Consider the following 1,156-nt stretch of genomic DNA (forward strand, 5'->3'; position numbering starts at 1 on the left):
TAAACAGTATCCTCAGCCATTCGGCAGGAAAAAACGGCTCAATTACGGTTTTTTTAGTGCTATGTATAAATAATAAACATTGACCAAATTTACAGGGTTACAGTAACCTTTCTGTCATCGTCTTACAGCAAGTTACGGGGGTGTAACCTATGAAATAAATGAGGGTGGGAGAGCTTGCAACAATTTACGGGATCAATCGGCAAAGTATCTATAAGCGTATAAAAAAAGGAGAACTATCTAAGTCTGCGGATGGCTTGATAGACTTTGCGGAAGCCTTACGTGTACTTGGTGAGCCTTCTGATAGGGGAGTGCCTGTAACGCATATACAGCAACAGGTTACAGAAAAAGAGACAGAGAGTTACACCTTACGGTTACAGGTAGAAATGCTTGAAAAACAGATAAAAAAGTTAGAAGAAAATGAAATCTTTTTAAAGGATCAAATCACGACTAAAGATCAAAGCATTCACCTTTTGCAAACTTTACTTTCTGCACCAAAGCCAGCAGATGTAAGTATCAAGAAAGAGAATACTGCCCAAGACCAACCAGAACTCCTTAGTGAGCCAAAAATCACAGAAACGTCAGAGGATGCAAGGGAAAAGCAAACGGACATGGAGTTAAAAAGACATAGAAAAGGACTTTTAGGACGTGTGTTAGGTGCAGTTTTTGATAGCTAATTTTTAACTTTTATATAAAATATAATAACTTATAAGAGGGTGAAGAATGAAAAAGATAATTTTATCAAGTTTGTGCTTTTTGACTTTTTCTGCACATGGTGCGATGACGGATGAAGCCCTTATGCGAGAGTGTACTCCTGCAGGTGAAACTGCTGTTCACGCTAGTCGAGCACGACAAGCAGGTGTTTCAAAAGAAGTTTTTTATGCTGACGCGAAGAAAAAGTACGGTACTGACTACACTTGGGTATATAGAGAAGGAGTCATCGATGTGGCTTTTAAAGCACCGATAAAAGCGACTCCTGAAGCAAAAGAGAAGATTACACGAGAAATTTTCGATCATGCTTTTGCTACATGCATCGAGTTCAATCGAGAGCTTGGTCGATAAAAAAAAACAGCCCTTAAAGGGCTGTTTTTTTTGGTGGTTGGAAGCCCACACTTATAAGAAAAGGGTGCAATTTTCGAAATTGAGCTTCATCTAGAAG

General features: G+C 38.9%; 2 protein-coding genes. Both read left to right on the plus strand.

Annotated elements, in window-relative coordinates; all coding sequences use genetic code 11:
* Nucleotides 1-158 precede the first annotated feature (158 nt).
* The gene (locus tag FTV42_RS17185; protein ID WP_257223490.1) at nt 159-674 is read left to right on the plus strand and encodes a plasmid replication DNA-binding protein; all 516 of its coding nucleotides are present in this window, start codon (nt 159-161) and stop codon (nt 672-674) included.
* Nucleotides 675-720: 46 nt separating this feature from the next.
* Complete coding sequence (locus tag FTV42_RS17190) at nt 721-1,059, plus strand: hypothetical protein (RefSeq protein WP_180012225.1); 339 nt, start codon at nt 721-723, stop codon at nt 1,057-1,059.
* Nucleotides 1,060-1,156: the final 97 nt, after the last annotated feature.

The sequence above is a fragment of the Acinetobacter sp. YH16052 genome (assembly GCF_013417155.1).
Lineage (GTDB): Bacteria > Pseudomonadota > Gammaproteobacteria > Pseudomonadales > Moraxellaceae > Acinetobacter.